This window comes from Cytobacillus oceanisediminis 2691 (assembly GCF_007678455.1).
GTDB classification, from domain to species: Bacteria; Bacillota; Bacilli; order Bacillales; family Cytobacillaceae; genus Mesobacillus; species Mesobacillus oceanisediminis_A.
Genome location: NZ_VEEP01000188.1, coordinates 1 through 281, shown reverse-complemented (window position 1 = coordinate 281; position 281 = coordinate 1). Strand labels below are relative to the sequence as shown.

Sequence of the window (281 nt, the reverse complement as noted above, 5' to 3'; positions counted from 1 at the left end):
GTGACCCCTACGGGATTCGAACCCGTGTTACCGCCGTGAAAGGGCGGTGTCTTAACCGCTTGACCAAGGGGCCATATTATAGTATTTTGAGAGCTTCCAAGCGGGCTCGAACCGCTGACCTCTTCCTTACCATGGAAGTGCTCTACCTGCTGAGCTATGGAAGCATGTATTGCTGCCAGCTCAAATGACTTTCGTCATTTAGAGATAATGGCTCCGCAGGTAGGATTCGAACCTACGACCGCTCGGTTAACAGCCGAGTGCTCTACCACTGAGCTACTGCG

The 281-nt window shown here is 52.7% G+C and carries 2 tRNA genes; both read right to left on the bottom strand.

Features of this window, described 5'->3' with window-relative positions:
- Nucleotide 1: 1 nt before the first annotated feature.
- A tRNA-Glu gene (locus FS736_RS23705) sits at nt 2-73 on the bottom strand.
- A gap of 18 nt (nt 74-91) precedes the next feature.
- Nucleotides 92-164: transfer RNA gene (locus FS736_RS23700), tRNA-Thr, on the bottom strand.
- Nucleotides 165-281: the final 117 nt, after the last annotated feature.